The sequence below is a fragment of the Sporosarcina sp. GW1-11 genome (assembly GCF_033088395.1).
GTDB lineage: Bacteria > Bacillota > Bacilli > Bacillales_A > Planococcaceae > Sporosarcina.
In genome coordinates, this window is the sequence record NZ_JAPMIW010000011.1 from 38,441 (window position 1) to 59,724 (window position 21,284).

Sequence of the window (21,284 nt, forward strand, 5' to 3'; positions counted from 1 at the left end):
TGATGAATTTACCTCTTATTACTTCCTCGCTGTTTGCGTTTGTCGGATACATTTTGCTGTTTTATATGCTTGCTGTAATTTTCGTCTATACAATGATGTTGATTATTGCATTTATACGGTTAACGAAGGAAAGAAAATTGCAAAAGAATCTTACAGATGAAGAAGCGGTGGATTTTATATACACCCAGCCGGTTACAGTTATTGTTCCTGCATACAATGAACAAGTAGGTGTCTTAGGTAATATTTATTCATTGCTAGCATTAGAGTATCCGGAATTTGAAATTCTCGTGGTTAATGATGGGTCTACAGATGAAACGGAAGCATTAGTGATTAAACAATTTGATATGAAACCACTTAAGAAAGTCATTCATCAGCAACTGGATACGAAGCCAATTCAAGCGATATATCAATCTGAAATTCATCCGAATTTGCGACTAATTACGAAAGAAAATGGTGGAAAAGCGGATGCGTTAAATGCAGGAATTAATGTATCGAAATATCCATATTTCTGTTCGGTTGATGGAGATTCTATGTTGGATCGGACGTCATTACTTCGCGTGATGAAGCCAATTATGGAATCTAATAAAGAAGTAGTCGCTACGGGAGGAAATGTCCGAATTGCGAATGGTTATGACATACAAATGGGTCAGATGGTACGAGAAGGGTTACCAATTTCTAACATAATTAAGATGCAAATCGTGGAATATATGCGTGCGTTTCTTATGGGGCGTATAGCGTTAAGTCGATTCAATCTTGTTTTGATCATTTCTGGAGCTTTTAGTGTGTTCACTAAAAAATTTGTGCTGGAAGTAGGAGGGTACTCTACTAAGACTGTTGGAGAGGATATGGAACTGGTCGTGAAATTACATAAGGCGATCGGTGATTCGGATGAAAACAAAGAAATTGTATTCACCGCTGATCCAATCTGTTGGACAGAAGCACCAGATACATTAGCGGATTTGCGGACACAACGTAGACGCTGGCATCAGGGGTTGGCAGAAAGTCTTTGGTTGCATAAAACGATGGCATTTAATCCGAGATATGGATTGGTGGGGCTTGTATCTTACCCATACTTTTTACTCTTAGAACTGCTAGGCCCATTAATTGAACTAGTTGGTTATGTATATCTTATTATCTCCTTATTTATGGGCGAGGTATATATCATGTTCGCAGGATTATTAGGCCTTACGTTTCTTTTATATGGCTCATTGTTTTCTATGGCATCGGTCTTGCTTGAGGCGTGGAGTCGAAATACCTTTCCTAAGATAGAAGAACTGATTAGTCTCGTCTTGCTTTCTTTGACAGAAGTATTTTGGTATCGACCACTAACGATTATATGGAGAGTAGAAGGCATTGTGCGTGCGCTACGTGGTAAACGAGAATGGGGACAAATTAAACGTAGAGGATTATCCGAGGATAGTGAATAATAATTAAACGCCTGATGATTCGGTCGAATTACCGATTTATCAGGCGTTTATATGTTTATTTCCTAGTTTATCCGAGTCGATCATCGGCTGTAATATCAATCGGTTCGCGTTCCAAATAGTACGCGCCATAGCTATTATAACTGTCAGTATTCCAGCTAACATCAGAGCGATAGCGGAGATAGCAGTATCGACGACCCAAAATCTTCGTCAAATATTTGTGACGTTGATCCGTAATTGCGTCAACATCGTAAATAGTGATCCTCCGATACCACCCATCACGCCGTAACAGAAAATCTGTGAAATAAATCCAATAGCTGTAACAAGGAAGATAAGAATAGAACATTTTTGAAGCTTGTCTAAGTATACGTTCTAGAGTTGTTAGTAAATTACTCTATCACGCCCCTCCGTCTAGCGGACTCTGCATACGCTGCTGAACGAAAATGTAATACAGGGTCATCGCTGCATTCCAGACCATATGTAGTGACTGTCGGATCAAATACGATACTTTCTGCATTGTCGGAACGAAGGGAGGTCAATGTCAGAATACCGGCTTCAATCTTTTTGCGATCATTAGGCCATACCTTTGTTGGATCATCAATTGGATCACCAGGTTCAGCAAGTTGTGCGAGCAATCGAAACTGTACTTTTTGTTGCTCTACCTTATTGATTAATTCATTCTCCATTGAACTTCCTTCAACTTTACTATCATTTAAAGGTAGCGGAAGCCACTCAAAGCGAACAGCTTGCTTGTGCTGATCCTTATTGACAAGTATGTAAGCATGAATAGCATAATAATGAAGGGATTCAAAATTTCGTAAAGGTTCCAGTTTCTTTAAGAGTGTAGCGAAGGCTTTATAGTTTGCGTCATGTAGCAATGCATCTATTCGTTCGCTCCAAGTGCTTGCCTCTTTATCGAAAGAACGTAGTAAACGGATAAATGCTTCGGGGGTCTTGCTGATGAAAATCGGTACATTCGCCATTACTAGATTTGTATAGTTACCTTCAGGCAGTTCAAAGCGGACAGCCATTCCTTTAACAGGATTCAGTCTTTTACTAGCATCCACGCTTGGCGAACTATGTGAAAAACGTACAATTGCCGGTACATCCTGTTTTTGCAAATGCGCAGCAGTTGTCCAAGGAATCACCGCACCTGTTGGCCTGAATGTCGCATTAAAAGCCACTCCCATGGCATGAGCCCGACGTAAGTTTCCCTCTACTTGTGCTACTGATTCAATCGCATCTATTGCTTCTGAAGCGCATAGTTCATCATAATTATTTATGCGAATCACTCCTTTACCAATCAATATACCCTTTAAAAAATAAAACTAATCGATTAAAAAATAAAGAGTTGGATAAACTATAGTAGAAATCAGATGTCTAGGGAGGAATAATAAATGAAACGATTATTGATGACTACTGTATCGGTTATGGCCATTGTCCTTGCAGGATGCGGTAGCAATACGAAAGAACCGGTCGATGTTCCAACGCCCTCCGCACAAGTAGAACAGCCAGCAGACACGAATACCACTGTGGAGAGTACAACATCACAGCAAACAGATGCAACAACAGAGAAAATGAAAGCAGATATGGGCAAACTTTCATTTAAGGAAATCGATGTAGATGTTTCGTATAGTAGAGACAAAGAGTACGAAGCGGAAATTGAGCAAGACAATAATGAACCGTTCAAAGCGAAAGTGGAAGACGAATTGAACGGCGTCCACCTAAAAGGTCAAGAAGCATTCGATATTCTGTATCCGAAAATCCAACAATTGCAGTTGACGAAGGATAGCACGAAAGAAGAAACAATTGATCAAGTACTAACAGCTTTCGGTTTAGACTCAAATTACGAAAAGTTCGAAGTGGAGATTCATTTTAATGATGGAAGCAAGTTAGACGTAGAAGATCGGAAATGAAGGAAGAGGATGGAATACAAGTAAACAATCTTATGTAACAACCTAAGAAAACAAAACTTAAACCGGATGAGACCAAGTTCTTATAACTTGGTTTCGCCCGGTTTTATTGTTGGTTAGTTTCCCAACCTTTTTTAAATATAATATATCACCAAAGCTAACAGCATAAGTGCGAAGGTTGGGATCCCGGCGATGAAAAACCACGCAGGATTAGCAGAGAATGTTTCTGATGGCGGACGCATGGACTCGATCACTTCTCGCTGTCCTTTCCTAGCTAACACTTTTCGCGTACTTGTAACGAAAAAGTCGAACGCTCCTGTACGAATGATATAAATCGATCCACCGATAAATAGCAACAACGCACTGACGAAAAAAGCCGCATTGATATATCCAAGCAGTGACAATTGTCCGTAGATTAAATAAGCCGAGAGTATAATTACCAATTGAGAAATTGAAAATACAATAATATTAGATTTCATAGATATCCTTCTTTTCATAAAATAATGTCGATTTCTATTGTCTATCATACAAGACTTTTGATGAAAAGTGTTAATGCATTGAAAATACTTTGTAATTAAGATAATGAAAATGTTAGCGTTTACATCTATAAGTTTTTCTTGTATAATGAAATAGCAAGTCGATCGATTATTTTGAAGGGGAGGTTAATGATTTGAAAAGTAAAAAGTGGGCTTTGCTCATGGCACTAACGTTAGTGCTAAGCATGTTCCTAGCTGCGTGTGGTGGAAAGAAAGAAGAAGAAAAGCCAGCAGTAGATGGGGATAAAGAAGATGATCAGGCGACTGAACAAACACATGGGAAAGACGAGGCTGGAGAGCCAGATGCTGAACAAGTACTTTACTTAGCTGAATCTGCTGCAATTCCATCCGTTGACTCATCAATTGTTGAAGACGCAGTTGGGTTTAACGTACTAAACAACATTAATGAAGGTTTATATCGTTTGAACCAAGAAAACATTGCAGAACCAGCAATGGCTGCTGAAGAAGCAGATGTAAGTGAGGATGGATTAGTTTATACATTCAAACTACGTGACGCAATGTGGGCAGATGAAACACCTGTAACAGCACATGATTTCGTATATGCTTGGCAACGTGCAATCGATCCGGCAACAGGTTCGCCTTACGGACCATTCATGATGTCTGGTGTAGTTAAAAACGCAACAGAAATCTCTGAAGAAAAAATGGAAGTGTCTGAGCTTGGAGTGAAAGCTGTAGACGACAAGACGTTTGAAGTAACACTTGAGCGTCCAGTACCTTATTTCTTATCACTTATGTCATTCGGAACATTCTACCCATTGAAAGAAGAGTTCGTAAAAGCTAAAGCGGATGCGTATGCTACAAACTCTGACGGACTACTATCTAACGGTCCATTCGTTTTAACTAATTGGGATGGAACTGGCGACAGCTGGACTTTCAAGAAGAACGAGCATTATTGGGATGCAGATAACGTGAAACTTGATGAAATTCATGTAAACGTTGTAAAAGATTCTGCTACAGCAGTGAAGCTTTATAAAGACGGTAAATTGGATCGCGCAGGCGTTTCAGGTGACCTAGCAATGCAGTACCTTGAAGATCCGGAAGCAGTAATCCAGGAGGAAACATCTGTTTTCTACTTCAAGTTTAACCAAGAGCGTGACGGTGCAAAAACACCACTTGCTAACGAAAACATTCGTAAGGCAATTGCAAAAGCATTTGAAAAGCAAGATATGGCTGATGTAGTTCTAGCCAACGGTTCACTACCTGCAAACTTCATAGTACCAACAAACTTTGCATTTGATGAAAGCGGAAAAGACTTCCGTGACCTAAGCGGCGACCATCTAGTATACAACGTGGAAGAAGCACAAGAACATTGGAAAAAAGGTTTGGAAGAACTAGGAGTAGATTCACTTAACTTAGAAATCCTTGGTGGAGACACTGAACTTTCTAAGAAAATGGACGAGTACTTCAAAGCACAATTAGAAGGTAACCTAGAAGGACTTACTATCTCATTGAAAGAAGTACCTTTCGCTGTACGTCTAGAATTAGACGGTAAACAAGATTATGATATTCAAGTATCTGGATGGGGCCCTGACTTCCAAGACCCGATTTCATTCCTTGATCTATTCGTAACGGATGGAACAAACAACTTGATGTCATACTCAAATCCAGAGTATGATAAGTTAATCGCAGATTCAAAAGGTGACTTGGCTCTTAAGCCTGAAGCACGTTACGAAGCATTCGCAAAAGCTGAAAAAATCTTACTTGAAGATGATGCAGCAATTGCACCAATCTATCAACGTGGTTTGATCTTCTTGCATAAGCCACACTTCAAAGGCTTAGTGGATCATCCATTTGGAGCAGATTACAGCTTCAAGTGGGCGTATATTTCAGGTAAAAAGTAAGTCTTGAAAGTTTAATAGGGGAGAGTATATGGGGCGCTGTATTCCATATACTCTCTTTTTAGTAGCAAGCAATAGTTGGAATATTTCCAAGATACAATTTACTGGAGATAAGCCGAAAAGCTAGTAGACATTAAGATAGAAACTCCGTGGAGGTGTAACGTAACGTGGTTAAGTATATTGGAAAACGCATAGTTTATATGTTTATTACGCTAGTGTTAATTGCGACAGCTTCTTTTTTCCTTATGCAAACATTACCAGGTTCTCCAATTGCTTCGTATAGTAAATTGAATGATACACAAAAAGCGATTGTTGAAAAGAAGTATGGAATTGATAAGCCGAAGCCTGTTCAATACGCAATTTATATGAAAAACTTAGCAAAGGGAGATTTAGGAACTTCATTCGCGTTCAAAGGGAAAAGTGTTAATGACTTATTGGCTTCACGATTGAAACCTTCACTCATCTTGGGAGCGCAAGCGATGGTCTTCGGGACTCTAGTCGGGATCCTGTTAGGTATGCTTGCTGCATTGAAGCAAAATACATTCTGGGATTACGGAAGTACTTTTTTTGCGATACTAGGTATCTCTATTCCGTCCTTTGTTTTTGCGTCTTTATTGCAGTATTGGATCGCTTCTGAATGGCAACTATTACCCGTCGGTCTATGGAATGACGGTTGGAAATCAAGTGTCCTGCCATCGCTTGCACTCGCAATGGGGCCTCTTGCTTTATCTGCGCGTTTCATACGGACTGAGATGATTGAAGTATTGAGTTCTGACTATATTACATTAGCTAGAGCGAAGGGAGCAAACGGTTTTGAGATTGCATTCAAACATGCTTTCCGTAATGCGTTAATTCCATTAATCACAGTTCTTGGACCACTAGCTGCAGGTTTGGTGACGGGTTCACTTGTTGTAGAGCAAATATTTGCTATTCCTGGAATCGGGGAGCAATTCGTATCGTCAATCATGGTAAATGACCATGCGACAATTATGGGTACAACCTTATTGTTCTCAGTTTTCCTGATCGTTGTTATTTTTATCGTGGATATTTTATATGGTGTCATCGACCCACGTATCCGCTTGTCTGGAGGTAAGGGATAATGCGCAAAGAATTCGAAATAGAACAACTACCTCAAGAAGATTTTGAAAGAATAACGATTGATAGTGACAAAGCAGAACGTATTGAAAAACCAAGTTTAAGTTTTTGGCAGGATGCCTGGCTACGTCTTCGTAAAAATAAAGCAGCTATCGTAAGTGTGTTCGTTCTCGTGTTGATAGTCCTTATGGCGCTCATAGGTCCACATTTGAATGGACATGCAGGCGATGCTCAAAACTTACGACACGCTAATTTACCTCCTAAAATACCAGGTATTGAACAGATGGGAATTTTCGATGGTGTCGGTAATTTGGGTGGGAAAAAGGTAGATTTATATGAAATGAAAAAAGTAGATGAATATTATTGGTTTGGTACGGACGGACTAGGCCGTGATTTATTCACGCGTCTATGGCTCGGTACGCAAGTTTCCTTATTCATCGCATTCGTTGCGGCAGCGATCGACGTAGTCATCGGTGTTGCATATGGTCTGATCTCAGGCTATTTCGGAGGTCGAACAGACGATATTATGCAGAGAATCGTTGAAGTATTGATCGGAATCCCGACATTAGTTGTCGTAATTTTGATGATCATGATAATGAAACCGGGAATTACCGCTATCATTATCGCAATAACTATTACCGGATGGATTGGGATGTCGCGAATTGTGCGTGCTCAAACATTGAAATATAAATCACAGGAATTCGTACTCGCTTCACGTACGCTTGGTTCTAAAGACGGCAAGATTGTCACGAAGCATATATTACCAAATATGCTTGGGATTATTATCATTAACACGATGTTTACGATTCCAAACGCGATTTTCTTCGAAGCATTCCTAAGCTTTATCGGAATTGGACTTCAGCCACCAGCCGCGTCACTCGGTACATTGATAAATGATGGGTATAAAGTGATGGAGCACCAATCGTATGTCTTGTTATTCCCAGCGCTTGTCATTAGTATTTTGATGATTGCCTTTAACTTGATAGGTGATGGCTTACGCGATGCACTCGATCCGAAGATGAAAGATTAAGAGGAGGAGAGCCAGTTGACAAAAATTTTAGAAGTAAAAGACCTTGAGCTTTCCTTCCATACATTTGGTGGTGAAGTGAAAGCAATCCGTGGTGTAAACTTTGATTTGTACAAAGGAGAGACGCTCGCAATTGTTGGAGAGTCGGGATCTGGTAAATCAGTTACGACGAAATCTATCATGCGACTGCTTCCAAAATCAAGTGCGGAATATAAAAATGGTGAAATCTTATTCGAAGGAAAAGATTTGACTAAGGTTTCCGAAAAAGAGATGCAGAGGATCCGTGGGAAAGATATTTCAATGATTTTCCAAGATCCGATGACTTCATTGAATCCAACGATGACGATCGGTAAACAGATCATGGAGCCAATCTTGAAGCACCAGAAAGTAAGCAAATCAGAAGCGCGTCAGAAAACGATTGAGTTATTGAAACTAGTTGGTATACCGAATGCAGATAGTCGCTATAAAATGTATCCACACCAATTTTCAGGTGGTCAGCGTCAGCGTATCGTTATCGCGATTGCACTGGCATGTAATCCGAAGATTTTGATTGCGGATGAGCCAACGACAGCACTTGACGTTACAATCCAAGCACAGATTCTCGAACTTATGAAAGAGATTCAGAAGAAAATTGATACATCAATTATTTTTATCACGCATGATCTAGGGGTTGTCGCGAATGTGGCCGATCGTGTAGCGGTCATGTACGGAGGGAAAATTGTGGAGATTGGTACAGTAGATGAAATCTTCTATAATCCACAGCACCCGTACACATGGGGATTGTTGAGCTCGATGCCTTCGATGGATTTGGCAGATCAAAAATTATATGCGATTCCTGGTACACCACCAGATTTATTGAACCCGCCAGTAGGAGATGCATTCGCATTACGTAGTGAATATGCGTTGAAAATCGATATGGAACGCCAGCCACCATTTTTCAAGGTGAGCGATACGCATTATGCGGCAACATGGTTATTGCATCCGCAAGCACCACAAGTTGAACCGCCTGCTGTAATTATTGAGCGGATGAAAACATTCCCAGGTAGCCGATACTATGTCGAAAAAACTGGAGGTACTATGTGATGGCGGATCAATTAATTGAAGTACGAAATCTCAAGCAATATTTCAATGCGGGTAAGTCTTCCGAAGTACGTGCGATCGATGATATTAGTTTTTCCATTAAGCGTGGGGAAACGTTCGGTTTAGTTGGGGAATCAGGTTGTGGGAAGTCTACGACAGGACGGACAATGATTCGTTTATATGACGCGACTGCTGGTCAAGTGCTATATGACGGTGTCGATGTTCATGCACCTAAAAGTAAGTCAGAAAGCCTAGCGTTGAATAGGAAAATGCAAATGATCTTCCAAGATCCCTATGCTTCGTTAAATCCACGAATGAAAGTAATGGATATTATAGCGGAAGGTCTCGACATCCATGGGTTAGTCAAAGGTAAAACGGAGCGTAAAAATCGTGTAATCGATTTGCTGGAAACTGTTGGCTTGAACCGTGAGCATGCTGAGCGTTATCCACATGAGTTCTCAGGTGGTCAGCGTCAGCGTATTGGTATCGCACGTGCACTAGCGGTAGAACCAGAATTCATCATTGCTGATGAACCGATTTCTGCACTGGATGTTTCTATTCAAGCGCAAGTAGTCAATTTGCTGAAGGATCTCCAAGAAGAAAAAGGTCTGACATATTTATTCATCGCACATGATTTGTCGATGGTTAAATATATTTCGGATCGGATTGGCGTTATGTATTTTGGGAAGCTAGTTGAAATGGCACCAGCTGATGAATTGTATCGTAATCCGATGCACGCCTATACAAAATCACTGCTGTCTGCGATTCCACTTCCAGATCCGATTTATGAACGCACGCGGGTACGAAAGCCGTATAGTCCGGACGAGCATAACTATGGACCGGATGAAAAAGTAGAATTTCGTGAAATTGCTCCTGAACACTTTGTCTTGTGTTCAGAGAAGGAATTTGTGAAGATGCAAGCAGCTTGTATAAAGTAAAACTAATGATCCTCTGACGAAATTACGTCAGAGGTTTTTTAAAAACGGTTGAAATAAAATAGTGTTTCTACCTTTATGTATTGATAGATTATTCTAATTATTTTTACAATGTGATTGGCAATATGCTACGATAGAAAGAGGAGTTGAAACGTAAGGATGTGATCTATATTAAAAAATTAACAGAGACAGTTCAAAGACAATTATTAGAAGCAATGCTTAATGGTAGTCGAGTAGGAACGTTGGTAACAGATCCTTCGCAAGAGGATAACCCTATTATTCATACGAATAAAACATTTGAAACACTGACTGGCTATACGCAACAGGAGGTATTAGGACGTAACTGTAGATTCCTTCAAGGGGAAGAAACGGATAAGTCTTCGATAATGCAAGTGAGAAGGGCCATTGCTGAAAAGGTTCCTATTACAATTGTGATGAAAAACTATAAAAAAGATGGAAAGCTATTTTGGAACCGTCTTAGTATTCGACCCATTACAATAGAGAAGGCCACTTATTTTATTGGAACACAGACTGACGTCTCCGTACAATACAGACAAATTGAGGAATTGCATACGAAAGACTCAGAAATAGAACAACTGATGCTACCTATTATGAAAATATTCAATAATTTGGCCGCGGTTTCTTTAATAGGGAAAATGAATGAAGAGCGCTTTACTCTGTTAATTATGAAATTAAGTAACTATGTCCACACACAGGCTATTGATCATGTGATGATTGATATTACAGGTTTGCATTGGCAAGAAGATACACCCATTTATCGTTTCGTTGAAATAAAAGAAGTTCTAAGGCTAATGGGTAGCCAGCTCTATATAACAGGTGTATCACCAAAGCTTGCACACGAGTTAGCGATGTCTAAAGAATACAATCAATATTTGACAACGTTTGGTAGTATTCAGCAAGCGATTCATTATATTCAAGCCAAGGAAATGTGATAAATAGTTTTTTTATGTAGTCACAGTTTGTTAGGAAGGCGAATTTTCATGAAATGGAATCAACCAAAAGTTTCGGAGCAATTAATGCTAGGTAATTTGTAAGAATTATTCAACTAGGACGATCCTTTCTGACAAAAATGTATGATAGTCGATTCGAGAATTGATGAAGAAACTGTAGAACGTGCCTATCTAACCAATGCTTTCATTAAAAACTCTAGTTTTCAGCATACTTCATTACCAGATTTGTTCATAATAAATGGGAACGGTTAAAATTCATTAGGTGTTAGCTGAAAAATGTAGAAATACAAACTTCAAAATTTAATTGTTTGACGATTTCTATTAAAGATTTAGATGGTTGTATCGTCTCTACCCGACAAGCCACTCAGTTTGCTTGGATGATGGAGTTGGATATAAGGGATGAATAAAATGGAGTGAGAGGAGATAAATGATGTTTGTACATCAAGTGTCTGCTGAGATTTCCTTGAAATTAATGCAGCAGAAAGATGCGAAAGAATTATATCATTTGGTAGATCAATCTAGAGAGCACCTTAGACAGTGGTTGCCTTGGGTGGACTCCATGACAAGTGTAGAAACCTATGGACCTATCATTACTGCCTGGCTACAGCAGTTTGCAGAAGAAGATGGTTTTCAGGCTGGAATTGTATTTAACGGCGAACTAGTTGGCATTGCTGGTTTTCATTCCGTAGATTATACGAATAAGCAAACTAGTATTGGCTATTGGTTAGCAGAATGCTATCAAGGGAATGGAATTATGACAGCCGTTGTGAAAGCACTAGTCGATTTAGCTTTCAATCAGTATGGTTTGCATAGAGTAGAGATTAAATGTGGTGTAGATAATGAAAAGAGTCGTGCTGTCCCTAAGCGTCTTGGTTTTATAGAAGAAGGCGTAATCCGTGATGGAGAATTTTTGTATGACCACTTTCATGATTTAGTCATCTACAGTATGTTGGAGGAAGATTGGAAGAAAAGTAAAAGGGATTTGGAATAAGCGTGATCAAAACGGAGTCCTCCGAAAACAGGATTCCGTTTTTTGTCTCACTTATTTAAATAATGAGGTTGAAAGGGTGAACCGTATATTGCGTATAATTACAGATATTGAAAATGGCCTAACGTATAATAAGAAATTGGAAACTGCGACGTTCGGAATGGGATGCTTCTGGGGTCCTGAAGCGCGTTTTGGAAGTTTGCCAGGTGTCATTCGGACGCGTGTTGGCTATGCTGGTGGTACGACCGAAGCGCCTACATATAAGACAATCGGATATCATACTGAGACTGTTGAAATTGATTTTGATCCTGACATCATCAGATTCGAAGAGATACTATTTCATTTTTGGCGCAATCATTATCCGAATCGTGATCAATATAAAGGGCGGCAATATTTGTCCTCTTTACGCTATCGGGATGAAAAGCAAAAGTCCATGATGGAACAAGTGAAAGCAAAGATGGAAGTAGAGCTGGGGGAGCTGATTGAGACTGAGATCACACGGCTGGATCATTTCACGCTAGCAGAAGAACGCCATCAAAAATATTATTTAAAACGCTATCCTGGCGTGCTTGAGCAATTGAAGGATTTTTATCCATTAGAAGAGTTATTATTGAACTCAACATTCGCAACTAGACTTAACGGATTTGTGAAAGGTTTCGGTACCCGCGAACAAATTGTAGCTGATATCAAAAGTTGGAATATACCCGAAATAACACGACAGCAAGTGATTGAGAAATTCTCGAACATTAAATGGTGAAACATGAAATTTTATGCTTACTTTCTTCTTGTAACTTAGTTCACTGCTTGCTATCATTGGGAAATATCAACTTAGAATGAACGTGGGAGAAATGGACATGAAAAAAGAATCCATTACATTATGGTTGCTGTTAACAAATTTGCTAATTGCATTTTTTGGCATCGGTCTCATCATACCGGTCATGCCAACGTTAATGAATGAATTACATATATCTGGGACGGGTGTCGGCTATATGGTAGCAGTATTTGCGATGGCGCAACTACTGACTTCGCCATTTGCAGGAAGATGGGTCGATACATTCGGTAGAAAAAAGATGATCGTTATAGGTTTGATCATTTTTAGTGCGTCCGAGTTTTTATTTGGTGTAGGTCAATCGTTGACTGTATTGTTCGGCTCTCGAATTTTAGGTGGTATTAGTGCAGCGTTCATCATGCCGGCTGTTACCGCATTTATCGCGGATATTACGACAATGGAAACACGTTCAAAAGCATTAGGATACATGTCTGCAGCGATTTCGACAGGATTTATTCTCGGTCCTGGGATTGGTGGGTTTTTAGCGGATTTTGGTACGCGTGTGCCATTCTTCTTCGCAGCTGGACTAGCTTTATTTGCGGCAATTTTTTCATTTATTATGCTACGGGAACCAGAGCGCTATGAGGAAGTTATAGCGGAAGATGGAAGTAAGCCAGGGTGGAAGCGCGTGTTTGCCAGCCATTACTTTATCGTATTCGTCATTATTTTCATCTTGTCATTTGGACTAGCTTCGTTCGAATCAGTATTTAGTTTGTTTGTGGATCATAAATTCGCTTTCACACCTAAAGACATTGCGATCATTATTACAGGAAGTGGAATAGTCGGTGCGCTCGCTCAAGTGTTGTTGTTTGATAAACTTTCAAGAGTGATAGGCGAGAAGCGGCTGATTTTCTTTAGTTTAATCTTTTCTGCGGCTATGGTCTTTTTGGCGACAGTTGTTAAAGGGTATTTTGCCGTACTCGCTGTAACGATTATCATCTTTGTCGGATTCGACTTAATACGGCCAGCAGCGACTTCTTATTTGTCAAAAATTGCTGGCAATGAACAAGGATTTGTTGGAGGTATGAATTCTATGTTCACGAGTATTGGTAATGTATTTGGACCCGTTATCGGCGGTGCATTATTCGACATTGATGTCGATTACCCATTTTATTTCGGTGCATTCATATTATTACTAGGCGTCATCTTAAACTATTTATGGATCAAGAAGACACCTGCATGTAAAGCAAATATATAGGAGGGATTTCGTTGACCATTATCGGCTTTGTTCGACATGGTGTGACTGCGTGGAATAAAGAAGGTCGCGTCCAAGGAAACTCTAATATTCCATTGGATGAAGAAGGAATAGCAACGGCTGAAAAGTTGGCGAGGCGTCTTGCGGCTGAAGAGTGGGATATTATTTTCACTAGCCCGATGACTCGTGCAAGACAAACAGCAGATATACTTGCGACGGAGCTACATATAGAAGTGGTAGAAGACCATCGTCTGCGTGAAAGAAGCGGTGGATTGATTGAAGGGACGACAGAGCAAGAACGTCAACAAAAGTGGGGATTGAAGTGGCGCGAATTGGATTTGCAATCCGAAACAGCAGAAAGTGTGGTGGCTAGAGGTATGGAGTTTGTAAAGGAACAAATAAAGAGAAATTCAAATCAACGGATTCTAGTTGTTAGTCATGGTAGTTTTCTGAAACGAATCATTATGGCGCTAATGGGAGATCAAAAGTATGCGATCACGATTGATAATACTTCATTGACTGTAATTGATGTAGAAACTAAAAGTTGTGCGTTATTGAATGATACGTCACACTTGGTAGGAGGACTCGATGGAAATCCAATATGAGTTAACAGAAGAAGATGTTGTAGCATTTAATTTATATCACGTGAAAAACTCCAAAGTCGGAAAGAATTCATTGCAGTGGCAACGCTTTGTATCTCCTATGATATTCTTATTGTTTGCTTACTTTTTATCTGTTTTTACGGATATGGCAAAAGGTCCTTTGTTTGTTGTTTTCGGATTGACTGCGATTGTATGGGTGCTTCTTTACCCGAAGTATTTCTATTTCCACATTACGCGGCAAGTACGTAAGATGTTGAAAGAAGGAAAAAATGATGGACTGATCGGCGAACATTCTATGAAGATGAATAAAGCTGGTATTACCGATAAAACATCAATGGGCGAGACGCAAGTACAGTGGGGTGGTATACAGCGTATGATAGAGGACACAGATTATATTTACATATTCACGAGTACAGTGAGCGCATACATCTTACCGAAGCGTCACGTATATTCTGTGGATGGTTTAAAGGCTTACGTAGAAAAACGAATTAAACTATAAAAAAAGTCAGAAGCTTCAGTAGCCCTGACTTTCTTAAATCTCTAGGACGTATTAGAATGTTTCCATCGTAGGGATCTGCGTGGAATTTCCAATCTTATATATTCGCTATGTGGTGTACCCTACTCATCATTGAGAAATTTGAATGCTTTGTTTGAAGGATCAAGGAGTACTTGATCAGTTAATCCTTCTAATGCCTCAATGAGACATACTAGTAGAACGCTTCATAGGCAGTCTCTCATTCCATGACGAGTGAACTTATCGTTTACCGGGTTTCATTTCTCGTAAGCCGATTCTCATCGCACCAATAGCGATAGTAACATTTATACTGATTGCAATTGCTATAAATAGCCACTTCACCTTTTCAGGAAGATCGAGCATGATTGCTAAAATTAAACATGTAAAACCAATCGCTAACATAAGTAAATAGAGTGACAATTTCTTAGTCAATACAAGTCCACCCTTCTTAGTTTCTACCTTTATTGTAGCATGAAAAAACAATTATTTTCGCTGTGATATGCTAATCTTCGTAACAGCACAATAGCTATTTGGATGGATTAAAACAAAAAGCGATTATTTCCGAGGAAATAATCGCTTTTTTATCTAGTACCTTCATTTTCTGCCATCAATCGAGAAAATCTGGTTCTTCGCTAACAATCTTCTCCCATAATGGCTGGAAGTTTTCCCATCCATCTGCTTCTCTACCTACTTGTTTTGCGGTACTTGCAGCAAATTCGTCAGGAATCGGGTTCACAATCCCAGCCGCTTCTGCAAGTAGCTGAACCTGACAAGAACGTTCAAGTGTGATGAACCAGAAAGCTGCCGAATCCACAGATTGTCCAACTGTTAATGGACCGTGATTTTTTAAAAACATCGCTTTATTATCGGCTAACGCTTTTGCTACTTTCACGCCTTCATCTTCTTCATAAACAACTCCTGAAAATTCATCCAATACGGAATGGTCGTTATAAAAAGCGCAAGCATCTTGTGTCAAAGGATCAATCAATCGGCCTGTCGAAGCCCATGTCTTACCGTATAAAGAGTGCAAATGAACAGAAGAAATTACGTCAGGTCTAGCTTCGTGAATAGCCGAGTGGATCATTAGTGCGGATTTATGTAGTGAGTATTTACCTTGTACCACTTCGCCATCGGGATTTACTAATACTAAATCTGATGCTTTAATCTTGCCAAAAGCAATGCCATACGGATTTACCCACATATGGTCTGTATATTCAGGATCACGATACGTTGCATGACCTGCCACACCTTCTGTAAAGCCAAAGCGAGAAAATAATCGGAATGCCCCAGCTAATCGCTGTTTATTATATTGCCTTTCTTCATCAAGACTAGTAAATGTTGGTCGCTCTAAATAATCCTTGACGTTTTCTCCGCTTACACGTTCTTCGTTGTGATTCATTAAATTTACCTCCATTTAGTTGTGTTTTGCTATTCAAGGAATAAACAATCTAATTCCCCATGATAACAAACAGGATATTATTGTCAACAAGCAACTTTACAGCATAATTGCAAAAAAGTTGCTATCCTATTTATAGATATGAATAGAGAGTATCACATAATGGTAGTTGTGGACTGGTGTTAGGAAGGGGAAACGTAAATGGTATCAGATAAGAAAATTGTGTTTTTTGATCTGGATGGCACATTAATGACCCATGATAAAACGATTTTAGAATCTACAAAGCAAGCACTGAGAGCATTGCAAGATAAAGGAATCTATACCGTCATATGCACTGGCAGAGCTCCATTGATGTTCAACTGGTTGTTAGAGGAATTATCATTTGATTCTTATATATCGATGAATGGACAACATGTTGTAGTAGAAGGGAAAGAAATTTTCTCGAACCCTATAAAACGAGAGGTACTTCAGCAACTAACAGACGTAGCTGAAAGAAATGGACACGGTCTGACTTACTCTACTTTTGAGTCATTTGTGACAAATATTGCGGCTCATCCCTTGGTGATAGACGGTACGACACGTTTGAAAATACCGTACCCTACAGTGGATCCCCGTGTTTATTTACATTCCGACGTTAACCAAGTACAAATCTATAGTACTGTGGAAGAAACAGAAGAGTATATGGACTTATTCAAGGAATATTCATTTGTTCGATGGGATGAGACTTCAGTAGATATGCTTCCAGAAGGAGCATCTAAAGCTGTAGGTATAGAAAAGGTGTTAGACTATCTGAACATACCAATTGAAAATAGCTATGCATTTGGCGATGGGCTAAATGATATGCAAATGATTCAAGCGGTTGGAATGGGGATTGCTATGGATAATGCGATATCTGAGTTAAAGGAAGTAGCGGATGTAGTTACTGCATCTTGTTCCGACGATGGAATTTTGAAAGGTTTGCTTAAAGTAGGTTTGTTAGAAGAAAAGGATATTCCTCACGTGCAGAAAAACAGGAAGTGATTTTGGCATATAATACGACAAGTTTTATTCTTGACAACTTTGTGAACGGGGCGTATATTTGAATGATATACAAAAAAAGGATTGTTTTAATATTCAATCTACCCGATAGAGTAGTTGGATACACTTCTAGAGGAGGCTTCATTTACAATGAAATTAGAAAAGCAGTGCCGAGAATCAAGGGTTGTCAGAACGAGTAGGATTTTCCCTAATGACGTCAACAATCATAATACGTTGTTTGGTGGGCGTTTAATGAGTGATATCGACCAAATTGCATCGATTTCTGCGGCACGGCACAGCAGAGCGGATTGTGTAACTGCATCCATGGATTCCGTGGATTTCTTGCACCCGATTCGACCATCTGATTCCGTTTGTTTCGAATCCTATGTGACATGGACAGGAAAGTCTTCTATGGAGATTTTCGTTAAAGTTATCGCGGAGGATTTAGCAAGTGGTGATTGTAAAATTGCGGCCACCTCTTTATTAACATTTGTTGCGTTGGATGAAAATAAGAAACCGTTAACGGTACCGCAAGTTGTTCCTGAAACGGATGAGGAAAAGTATTTGCATGAGACAGCTCCGCAACGCGCGGAAATCCGTAAAATGCGTAAGCAACAAAGTAAAGATCTAGCAACTGTTTTAACAAATAACTATCCTTGGCACGAACCTGCACCCGTGAGAGTAAATGCTTAAGTAACTCAGTCAACTTAAAACAGTTGACTGAGCTTTTTTACGTATAATATGCTGAATGAATGCACATACTACAAAAAGATAGGATGTTCTCTAGTGAGTTGACTTGGAGGATACCTATCTTTTTTATTCTACAATAATAAGAGTGAACTCTAAATCAGCTTTCAAATGATCTTCCATTAACTGACTTGCAAGTTCAGGTTGACGTTGTTCGATTGCGTCGCAAATTTTAATATGCTCGTCAATAAGAAAAGGTCTCTCATGTTGGACGACGGTTTTGCTGAATAAGTAAATGATAGACTGCATTTTATCCACAGTATCAATCATAATTGGATTTCTAGATTCTTCGACAATAAGATCGTGAAAGTCTTTGTTGGCTTTAACGATAGTTTGGGAATCGCTTGTTTTTGCTAAGTGGATACTTCTACGCAACCGACTAATGTTATTTGCGGACATATAAGTTGCAGCCATTTTTGCAGCATAGCTTTCAATAAGCATGCGCATTTGAAACATATGTCGTAAATCTTTTTCGCTAGGTTTGATTACTCTTTTTCGTTTTATCAACCCTTCTTGTTCTAAACGGCGGATGGCTTCACGTACAGGTGTCCGACTAACGCCAATTTCTTCGGCAAGCTGCACTTCCACAAGTTTCATGCCCCCCGGATAGTTGCCGGTAATAATTTGCTCTCGAATCGTTTCGTACGCTAGCAATTGTGCGCTCCGTGTAGTAATTTCCATTGGATATCCCCCCGTTCATTAGATTACAGTATACTAGATAACTTCACTGAATGCCTATTTGTATTCATTGGATATGGAATTGTATACAAGTCAGAATTGTTATTGTATACTAATTGCAAGGATTGTTATCTAAAATAAAGGAGGAAATTCCTTATGAAAATTGGTTTTATTGGTCTTGGGATTATGGGGCGACCTATGGTGTTGAATATTTTACATGCTGGATTTAATGTGAAAGCATTTGATTTAAGTGAAGAAGCTAGAAAAGTCGTAGCTGATGCGGGGGCTGTGGAAGCGCTTACTCCTGGAGAGGCCGCAGTGGATAGCGATATTGTCATTACTATGTTACCTAATGCAGCAATTGTGCGTGATGTGTTATTTGGCGCGAATGGTATTAGTAATACACTTCGACCAGGCGCAATCGTCATCGACATGAGTTCTGTATCGCCAGCGGATTCGGTTTTTTGTGCAAACGAACTTAAACAGCTAGGTATCGGTTTCATGGATGCACCGGTAAGCGGCGGAGAACCAAAGGCTATTGACGGGACACTAGCAATTATGGTTGGTGGTGAAGAGACGGATATCGAGAAGGTCCGTCCTGTTCTTCAAGCGATGGCAGCAGACGTAACGCATGTCGGTGGTCACGGTAGCGGTTCGACGACGAAATTAGCAAATCAAATTCTTGTGAATGTAACGATTGCAGCGATGTCAGAAGCAGTAGTCCTAGCATCTAAAGCAGGAGTAGATATTGAAAAAATGTATGAAGCGATACGTGGTGGACTAGCCGGTAGTGCAGTGCTGGACGCAAAAATCCCTCTTATTTTAGAACGGAATTTTAAAGCGGGTGGACGAATCGATATTAATATGAAAGATTTAACGAATGTCGTGCAAGCAGGACGAGATATTGGTGTACCCATGCCGCTAACAACAGATGTCCTAGAAATGTTCCATGCGTTGAAAGTGGACGGTAAAGTTGCGGATGATCACGTAGGTTTGATTCAGTACTATGAAAAGTTAGCTAATTTTGAAGTGCCGAAGAGGGGGAAGTGAGTTGGAAAAAAGAATCAAGAAACTGCCGGTATATGATGAAAAACTAAAGTCATTATGGGACAGGGAACGATCTGCATTCGCACAAAAAATCATTGTTTTGGATGATGATCCTACGGGTGTTCAGACAGTTCATGGTATTCCTGTTTATACGGATTGGTCTGCAGAAACCATTCAGGCTATGTTTGAGGAACCGCGTCAGCTTGTGTTCTTACTAACGAATTCTCGTGCGTTTTCTGTCGAAGAGACGACAAAGGTTCATACGCAAATTGCGGAAAGAGTCGCTGCAGCAGCGAAGCAAACGGGAAAAGAATTTTTAATGATCAGTAGAGGCGATTCAACGTTGCGTGGTCATTATCCCCTAGAGACAGAAGTGTTGAAAAATACGCTGGAGAGAAATGATGCCTACACAGTCGATGGTGAAATACTCATTCCATTTTTCAAAGAAGGTGGCAGAGAAACGATTGATGACGTGCATTATGTCATACAAAACGGTCAGTATGTCCCAGCCGGTGAAACGGAATTTGCGAAAGATCGAATGTTCGGGTACACGAAAAGTAATTTAAGAGAATATATCGCTGAGAAAACGCAAAATCAATACCCTGCAGAAAGTGTGCTATCCGTTTCGCTAGAAGAGTTACGCACGCTTGATTTTGAAACAATTGAGTGGAAATTAAATCAACTGGAAGATTTTCAGAAGTTGATTGTTAATGCGGTGACAGAAGAGGACTTACACGTGTTCACGATTGCCTTGATGCGTGTTACGGATCAAGGAAAACACTTTCTATTCCGAACAGCTGCTTCCTTTACGAAAGTGATTGGTAATATTTCCTCTAAACCATATTTGATGAAAAAAGACTTAATGCGCAATGAATCGACAGCAGGGGGATTAATTGTTGTCGGATCACATGTACAGAAAACAACGGATCAGCTGAATGCACTGAAGTCACTCGAATCAGTAGAGTTTATGGAATTTCATTGCAACTTAGTAGTAGATACAGAGAAGTTCAAGGAAGAAGTAGAACGTATCCAGCAACGAATTAATGAGAAAATCAGTGAAGGAACGACGGTTTGTGTCTTTACTTCTCGCACTCGTCTTGATCTAGGTGAAGGACGTCAAGAAGAGGAATTAGCGCTTTCGGTAAAAATATCATCTGCTGTGACGCAATTTGTAGCAAACTGTCATCCGCAACCAGCCTTCGTCATTGCAAAAGGTGGAATCACGTCGAGTGATGTAGGAACGATAGGATTAGCCGTAAAAAAAGCAGAAGTAGCGGGCCAAATCGCTCCTGGTATACCTGTATGGCAAACTGGAGAAGAAAGTCGTTTTCCTAGTATTCCATATATTATTTTCCCTGGCAACGTCGGGGAAGTCGAAACACTACGCGATGTTGTAGAAAAATTAACCAATAAAGATTGAGAGGTGTAGAG

At 39.8% G+C, this 21,284-nt stretch carries 23 protein-coding genes and 1 pseudogene; 17 read left to right on the top strand and 7 right to left on the bottom strand.

Annotated features, from left to right (window positions below; genetic code table 11):
* Nucleotides 1-2: 2 nt before the first annotated feature.
* Nucleotides 3-1,427, top strand: coding sequence for a glycosyltransferase family 2 protein (locus ORD22_RS08635; RefSeq protein WP_317645540.1), 1,425 nt, complete (start codon nt 3-5; stop codon nt 1,425-1,427).
* Nucleotides 1,428-1,494: 67 nt separating this feature from the next.
* Here ORD22_RS08635 and ORD22_RS08640 read toward each other — a convergent pair whose 3' ends face one another.
* The 3 genes and pseudogenes from ORD22_RS08640 to ORD22_RS08650 form a co-directional block, all read right to left on the bottom strand.
* Nucleotides 1,495-1,638, bottom strand: coding sequence for a hypothetical protein (locus ORD22_RS08640; RefSeq protein ID WP_317645615.1), 144 nt, complete (start codon nt 1,636-1,638; stop codon nt 1,495-1,497).
* Nucleotides 1,572-1,742, bottom strand: a pseudogene (locus tag ORD22_RS08645) (purine-cytosine permease family protein); the annotation flags it as partial. The pseudogene ORD22_RS08645 and the gene ORD22_RS08640, both read right to left, overlap by 67 nt.
* A gap of 71 nt (nt 1,743-1,813) precedes the next feature.
* Nucleotides 1,814-2,731: a catalase gene (locus ORD22_RS08650; RefSeq protein WP_317645542.1), complete on the bottom strand. Its 918-nt coding sequence runs from the start codon at nt 2,729-2,731 to the stop codon at nt 1,814-1,816.
* Nucleotides 2,732-2,821: 90 nt separating this feature from the next.
* Between ORD22_RS08650 and ORD22_RS08655 the strand changes: the two genes are divergently transcribed.
* On the top strand, nt 2,822-3,340 hold the full coding sequence (locus tag ORD22_RS08655; protein ID WP_317645543.1) for a YusW family protein: 519 nt from the start codon (nt 2,822-2,824) through the stop codon (nt 3,338-3,340).
* Nucleotides 3,341-3,471: 131 nt separating this feature from the next.
* Here ORD22_RS08655 and ORD22_RS08660 read toward each other — a convergent pair whose 3' ends face one another.
* Nucleotides 3,472-3,816, bottom strand: a complete 345-nt coding sequence (locus tag ORD22_RS08660) for a DUF3899 domain-containing protein (protein WP_317645545.1) — start codon at nt 3,814-3,816, stop codon at nt 3,472-3,474.
* Between the two features lie 191 nt (nt 3,817-4,007).
* Here ORD22_RS08660 and ORD22_RS08665 point away from each other — a divergent pair, with 191 nt between their 5' ends.
* The 11 genes from ORD22_RS08665 to ORD22_RS08715 all read left to right on the top strand — a co-directional run bounded on the left by ORD22_RS08665 (nt 4,008) and on the right by ORD22_RS08715 (nt 14,953).
* Nucleotides 4,008-5,735 carry a peptide ABC transporter substrate-binding protein gene (locus ORD22_RS08665; RefSeq protein ID WP_317645547.1) on the top strand — a complete coding sequence of 576 codons (1,728 nt, stop codon included), beginning with the start codon at nt 4,008-4,010 and terminating at the stop codon, nt 5,733-5,735.
* A 164-nt stretch (nt 5,736-5,899) separates the two neighbouring features.
* Entirely contained in the window at nt 5,900-6,832 is a 933-nt protein-coding gene (gene opp3b / locus ORD22_RS08670; protein ID WP_317645549.1) for an oligopeptide ABC transporter permease, read from the top strand.
* On the top strand, nt 6,832-7,857 hold the full coding sequence (opp3C, locus tag ORD22_RS08675) for an oligopeptide ABC transporter permease (protein WP_317645550.1): 1,026 nt from the start codon (nt 6,832-6,834) through the stop codon (nt 7,855-7,857). Before opp3b ends, opp3C begins: the two co-directional genes overlap by 1 nt.
* Before the next feature lie 15 nt (nt 7,858-7,872).
* Nucleotides 7,873-8,937: an ABC transporter ATP-binding protein gene (locus ORD22_RS08680; protein ID WP_317645551.1), complete on the top strand. Its 1,065-nt coding sequence runs from the start codon at nt 7,873-7,875 to the stop codon at nt 8,935-8,937.
* Nucleotides 8,937-9,872 (top strand): ABC transporter ATP-binding protein, encoded by a 936-nt coding sequence (locus tag ORD22_RS08685; RefSeq protein WP_317645552.1) that lies wholly within the window; start codon nt 8,937-8,939, stop codon nt 9,870-9,872. Before ORD22_RS08680 ends, ORD22_RS08685 begins: the two co-directional genes overlap by 1 nt.
* A gap of 143 nt (nt 9,873-10,015) precedes the next feature.
* Nucleotides 10,016-10,822, top strand: a complete 807-nt coding sequence (ytvA, locus tag ORD22_RS08690) for a YtvA family blue-light photoreceptor (RefSeq protein WP_317645553.1) — start codon at nt 10,016-10,018, stop codon at nt 10,820-10,822.
* A gap of 448 nt (nt 10,823-11,270) precedes the next feature.
* Nucleotides 11,271-11,831, top strand: coding sequence for a GNAT family N-acetyltransferase (locus ORD22_RS08695; protein ID WP_317645554.1), 561 nt, complete (start codon nt 11,271-11,273; stop codon nt 11,829-11,831).
* 76 nt (nt 11,832-11,907) lie between these two features.
* Nucleotides 11,908-12,585: a peptide-methionine (S)-S-oxide reductase gene (locus tag ORD22_RS08700; RefSeq protein WP_317645555.1), complete on the top strand. Its 678-nt coding sequence runs from the start codon at nt 11,908-11,910 to the stop codon at nt 12,583-12,585.
* A 97-nt stretch (nt 12,586-12,682) separates the two neighbouring features.
* A complete protein-coding gene (locus ORD22_RS08705; protein WP_317645556.1) occupies nt 12,683-13,855 on the top strand; it encodes an MFS transporter in 1,173 nt (390 codons plus the stop codon).
* An 11-nt stretch (nt 13,856-13,866) separates the two neighbouring features.
* Nucleotides 13,867-14,457: a histidine phosphatase family protein gene (locus ORD22_RS08710; protein ID WP_317645557.1), complete on the top strand. Its 591-nt coding sequence runs from the start codon at nt 13,867-13,869 to the stop codon at nt 14,455-14,457.
* Complete coding sequence (locus ORD22_RS08715) at nt 14,441-14,953, top strand: YcxB family protein (RefSeq protein ID WP_317645558.1); 513 nt, start codon at nt 14,441-14,443, stop codon at nt 14,951-14,953. Before ORD22_RS08710 ends, ORD22_RS08715 begins: the two co-directional genes overlap by 17 nt.
* 255 nt (nt 14,954-15,208) lie before the next feature.
* Here ORD22_RS08715 and ORD22_RS08720 read toward each other — a convergent pair whose 3' ends face one another.
* Nucleotides 15,209-15,400 (bottom strand): hypothetical protein, encoded by a 192-nt coding sequence (locus tag ORD22_RS08720; protein ID WP_317645560.1) that lies wholly within the window; start codon nt 15,398-15,400, stop codon nt 15,209-15,211.
* Between the two features lie 175 nt (nt 15,401-15,575).
* The gene (locus ORD22_RS08725) at nt 15,576-16,367 is read right to left on the bottom strand and encodes a class II aldolase/adducin family protein (protein ID WP_317645561.1); all 792 of its coding nucleotides are present in this window, start codon (nt 16,365-16,367) and stop codon (nt 15,576-15,578) included.
* Between the two features lie 198 nt (nt 16,368-16,565).
* Between ORD22_RS08725 and ORD22_RS08730 the strand changes: the two genes are divergently transcribed.
* Nucleotides 16,566-17,384, top strand: a complete 819-nt coding sequence (locus ORD22_RS08730) for a Cof-type HAD-IIB family hydrolase (RefSeq protein WP_317645562.1) — start codon at nt 16,566-16,568, stop codon at nt 17,382-17,384.
* Between the two features lie 147 nt (nt 17,385-17,531).
* Entirely contained in the window at nt 17,532-18,074 is a 543-nt protein-coding gene (locus ORD22_RS08735) for an acyl-CoA thioesterase (protein WP_317645563.1), read from the top strand.
* Nucleotides 18,075-18,197: 123 nt separating this feature from the next.
* On the opposite strand, the gene ORD22_RS08740 is transcribed toward ORD22_RS08735, so the two are convergent.
* Nucleotides 18,198-18,809, bottom strand: coding sequence for a GntR family transcriptional regulator (locus ORD22_RS08740; protein WP_317645564.1), 612 nt, complete (start codon nt 18,807-18,809; stop codon nt 18,198-18,200).
* Between the two features lie 153 nt (nt 18,810-18,962).
* Here ORD22_RS08740 and garR point away from each other — a divergent pair, with 153 nt between their 5' ends.
* Both garR and ORD22_RS08750 read left to right on the top strand, forming a co-directional pair.
* Nucleotides 18,963-19,856 (top strand): 2-hydroxy-3-oxopropionate reductase, encoded by an 894-nt coding sequence (gene garR / locus ORD22_RS08745; protein ID WP_317645565.1) that lies wholly within the window; start codon nt 18,963-18,965, stop codon nt 19,854-19,856.
* A 1-nt stretch (nt 19,857) separates the two neighbouring features.
* Entirely contained in the window at nt 19,858-21,273 is a 1,416-nt protein-coding gene (locus ORD22_RS08750) for a four-carbon acid sugar kinase family protein (RefSeq protein WP_317645566.1), read from the top strand.
* The last annotated feature ends 11 nt before the right edge of the window (nt 21,274-21,284 follow it).